This is a genomic window from Pseudomonas rossensis, assembly GCF_039888995.1.
In the GTDB taxonomy this organism is placed as follows: domain Bacteria; phylum Pseudomonadota; class Gammaproteobacteria; order Pseudomonadales; family Pseudomonadaceae; genus Aquipseudomonas; species Aquipseudomonas rossensis.
This window is the reverse complement of the sequence record NZ_JBBWCB010000239.1, coordinates 1-4,412: the sequence shown is the minus strand read 5'-3', so window position 1 is coordinate 4,412 and position 4,412 is coordinate 1. Positions and strand designations below refer to the sequence as shown.

The 4,412-nt window shown below is 54.7% G+C and carries 2 protein-coding genes and 3 pseudogenes; 4 read left to right on the top strand and 1 reads right to left on the bottom strand.

Annotated features, from left to right (window positions below):
• Positions 1-147: 147 nt before the first annotated feature.
• The 4 genes and pseudogenes from WLY71_RS29805 to WLY71_RS29790 form a co-directional block, all read left to right on the top strand.
• Positions 148-516: pseudogene (locus WLY71_RS29805) on the top strand (IS66 family transposase); the annotation flags it as partial.
• 579 nt (positions 517-1,095) lie between these two features.
• On the top strand, positions 1,096-2,757 hold the full coding sequence (ltrA, locus tag WLY71_RS29800; protein ID WP_347806428.1) for a group II intron reverse transcriptase/maturase: 1,662 nt from the start codon (positions 1,096-1,098) through the stop codon (positions 2,755-2,757).
• Positions 2,758-2,861: 104 nt separating this feature from the next.
• A pseudogene (locus WLY71_RS29795) lies at positions 2,862-3,083 on the top strand (transposase domain-containing protein); the annotation flags it as partial.
• A gap of 764 nt (positions 3,084-3,847) precedes the next feature.
• Positions 3,848-3,973 (top strand): annotated as a pseudogene (locus WLY71_RS29790) (spore coat protein U domain-containing protein); the annotation flags it as partial.
• A 73-nt stretch (positions 3,974-4,046) separates the two neighbouring features.
• Here WLY71_RS29790 and WLY71_RS29785 read toward each other — a convergent pair.
• On the bottom strand, positions 4,047-4,412 hold a 366-nt coding region (locus WLY71_RS29785; RefSeq protein ID WP_347806427.1), incomplete at its 5' end, for a YbaN family protein.

Here is a 4,412-nt window from a genome sequence, read left to right as displayed (position 1 = left end):
CCCGTGGCAACGAAGGCCGGTAAGACGCTGAAAATTATGTTACGCCGATCACCTGGTGCTACTACGCATTAAGCTTATCGACACGGCCGGGATCACATAAATTAGGCCGCAACATAACCACCATTATGTGTCGCAACACATAATGGCGGCTACAAAGCAAGCTTCCAGCAAGGCATCACCGAAATCGGCTGCATGGCCCACGCCCGCCGCAAGTTTTTCGATCTGCACGCGACGAACAAAAGCCAACTAGCCGAACAGGCGCTGCACTCAATTGGCGGGTTGTACGAAATTGAACGGCAAGCGCGGGAGATGACCGACGAAGATCGCTGGCGAATACGCCAGGAAAAAGCGGCACCCCTTATCGACGCACTGCATACCTGGATGTTGGCCCAGCGCGACCTTGTGCCCGAAGGATCGGCTATTGCCAAAGCGCTGGATTACAGCCTCAAGCGCTGGACGGCACTGACTCGATATGTCGAGGACGGCGCTGTGCCCATAGATAATAACGCGGTCGAAGTGCGACACGAAGTCGCTTACAGAAGTTGTTCCCACTTGAAGGGAACCACCCGTGTCACCGGGTGAATCTAGAAGGCTGAATCAAGAGCGCCTTTGACAATGTAACGAGGCACCGCGAGGTGCGGGGTATCAATCGCGAGAGGCGTACCCTTCTGGCAGCCATAGCCGGATGAGTGCTAGATAGTCGGTATGGTGAACATATGTGAACCTGCGGTAACGGTCGTTACGTTGAACGAGCGGAAATGGCTTTTACGCTCGAACCAAAATGGTAAAGGAGGTGGGAACAGCGTCTTTCGACTACGCGTTCGTGACCCATAGGCCTCTCGGTCGATAGCAGGCACCTAACCCGACGTACTTGTGTAAGTGGAACGTGGAAATCCCGTATCGCTCCCCTTGGGGACAGCCGTTTGCAAAAATTGCCCATGGCGGTGCGGGCAAAGGAACGAGGAAAAAGCGAACGCCATCCTGTAACGGGATGGATAGAAGTTGAAACATCACTTCACGCGAAAGCGGGCAGACGTCCTCATGGTCTCTCCTCACAAGAGAGTATGTAGAACCCTTTCAACGGAAGGAGAGCAAATGAGCGCAGCAACACTGGCGTGTGCACCTTCTGGCATGGCGTGGGACGGCATCAACTGGGCCGATGTCCAACGTCGAGTAAGAGGGCTGCAAGCGCGTATTGTGAAGGCTATACAAGACGGCAGGCATAACAAGGCGAAAGCCCTGCAATGGCTGCTGACTCACTCGTTCAGCGGCAAAGCATTGGCCGTCAAACGGGTGTCTGAAAACAAAGGCAAAAACACCCCCGGCGTGGACAAGGTCAATTGGAACACACCGAGGACCAAGACCCACGCGATAGCGTCGCTGAAGAGGCGAGGCTACTCGCCGCTTCCGCTTCGGAGAGTCCTTATTCCGAAGAAAAACGGCAAGACGAGACCTCTCGGTATCCCCGCGATGAAATGCCGGGCCATGCAGGCGTTGCATTTGCTGGCCTTGGAACCGATCGCGGAAACCACCGCCGATCCGAACTCCTATGGGTTCAGGCCGGAACGCTCAACTGCGGATGCCGCCGCACAATGCTTTGGTGTGCTGTCACGAAAAGCAAACGCAGAATGGGTTCTAGAGGGCGACATTCAAGGCTGTTTCGACAATATCAGCCATGACTGGTTGATCGCCCACATCCCCATGGATAAGGCGATTTTGCAGAAATGGCTCAAAGCCGGTTACGTCTACCAGAACGAGCTATTCCCCAGCCACACCGGAACCCCGCAGGGAGGCATCATTTCTCCGGTGTTGGCCAACATGACGCTGGATGGTTTGGAAGCGATGCTGGCGAAGAAATTCCCCAATGCAAAGTGGACAGCCCGAAAGATGCGCGTGGTGCGTTATGCAGATGACTTCATCATCACTGGCTGTTCGAAAGAGTGGTTGGAGAATGAGGTCAGACCTGCTGTGGTTGAATTCCTGGCAGAACGTGGACTCATCCTCTCCCCGGAAAAAACCAAAATAACGCACATCAGGGATGGGTTCGACTTCCTCGGATGGAGTCTTCGCAAGTACAACGGCAAGCTCCTGATCAAGCCATCGAAAGCGAATATCAGGGCGCACCTTGCCAAAATCCGAGAAGTGATCAAGGCGAACAAGGCAGCCAAACAGGTCAATTTGATAGGGCTACTCAACCCAATTTTACGGGGATGGGCGAACTACCATAGCCATGTGGCTGCCAAGAAAGTCTTCAATCAGGTAGACCACGAAGTCTGGGTAATGCTCTGGCGATGGGCAGTGAGAAGGCATCCGCGCAAAGGTGTCCGATGGGTCAAGGACCGATACTTTAAAGTCCAAGGATCCCGTCAGTGGGTGTTTTCCACCGTTGTAAAACTCGCCGGGGGAAAGGTGAAGGAACACACCTTACGGATGGAGTCGGATACGCCAATCGTGCGGCACATCAAGATCAAAGCGGCCGCCAATCCGCATGACCCCAATTGGCATGAGTACTTCGAGTCCCGCTGGGGTAAGAAAATGCTCAGATCGATGCGGGGGCGCGCGAAGCTATACCGGATCTGGCGGCAGCAAGACGGCCTGTGCTCCACCTGTCATAAGCCCGTTACCAAAGACGCGCCGTGGGATGTTCGCCACATCGTGAAACGGGCTAATGGAGGAACTGGCGCGGCAGTCAATCTTGAAATCTATCATCTGCGTTGCCCCAGAGATCAGCAGTATGCCACTGTTAAAGATGAGTAGCCGGGTGCTTAACAGTGCCTTTGTGGAGGCTTGAGCCGTGTGCTGGGAAACTCGCATGCACGGTTCTTAGGGGGTTGGACGCGGGTGACCGCGTCTGACTACCCGACAATCAGATAAGGCCGTGGGCGCTTGGACGCTCGAACTGGTTGTTCGCCGGGTCCCTTCGCAGCGGCAGGCGGGCAGCTGCGATCATGAGTTTGATCCAGTCGGCGCGCATGAATGGGCATGATTCGTATGCCTATCTCAAAGATGTGCTGACGCGGCTGCCGACGCAGCGGGCAAGCGATATCGACCAACTGCTGCCGCATCAGTGGATGCCTTCCTGACTTACGCAAGGTGAGTTGGGCGGACGCTTACTGCTAACTGGCATTTATTGCGTCAATTAGGCCCGCCTATACCTGGTCAGACTGACAATTACACAAAAGCAGAAGAAAGGTAGACAACCCCGAAGCATTCGGGGCGGTGCGGTCTCGCGTTCAGAACCAATTTTGGAACTACACACCGGAGCGTCACCACTCAATAGCCAACATCGATTCCTCTTAAGTATGGTGAATTATGCATCCAGTAAGCCAGGTTAGTTATCAGCCAATAAGTCAAGCAAATATAGCCCCCTCTAACAGCTCGGCCGTGACGGCTCGATCTGCAGACCAGTCCCCTGTGCATAGGACTTCTCAATCACTTAGCCTGCCTATAAACAGTGTAATTGCATCGAATGAGCTTAAGAAGCAAATAGAAAGCAATTAAGTTAGCGCTTACTGCAACTGATGCTTTTGCAAGCCCGTGTGGAAGTGTGAATTGGGGTATGGGGATCTGTGTGGGTTGCAATTAGGTCTGCTGTTCCAATACGACGGCCAAGGGCACCAGGCTGTCGCGCAGTGTACCGGGTACGGTAATCGCGTTTAATCTTGTACTTGATCTGACAACTACCCTGACACCGGGGCTGCAACCCAAGCGGACGGCCAATGTTTGAATCCTGATGGAATCAGGATCGGTGCAAGGCGATGAAGAGTTGGGTGGCGATGACCCTTGGCACAGTTCTACTACTGTCTGCGGAGGCGCAAGTGGCGATCAGCGGGACCTGAGTGATGCCGGCAACGGCAAGCTGGAAGTCTCCTGCAACCCTTCGCTCACCGGTTTCACCGTGACCATCGATGACGGCGCCCATGACGACGGCACCACGCGGCGCCTGAGCAATGGTACCCAGACCATCCCTTATTTGTATCTTGCGATGGAATTAGACTGAGGATGAGAGCGGTGAGTGGCAAGCTGAATGCAGGCGACTCGGTGTATCAGGAAGTTTGCGGCATGGATTCTGGCCGTGACCAGATCCATAAATTACCCAGGCTCATGCCCGCGATGGTCAGGTAAATCGGCCAGCCATGATCGAGCATGACCAACATCAAGGCGGCGCACAACAACATGCTGACGGTGGCGCTGATGTTGGCCCGATGCGTGATGATTTTGCCATTGCGCCAATTACAGAGGATCGGCCCGAACAGTCGATGGTTTTCCAGCCAGGCACTCAAGCGCGGTGAACTTTTAGTCGCGGCCCAGGCGGCCAGCAGAATGAACTCGGTGGTCGGCAAGCCGGGTACGACGATAGCGATCAGACCGATGCCCAGGCTGACGTAGGCCAGGAGGCCGAAGAGAATGCG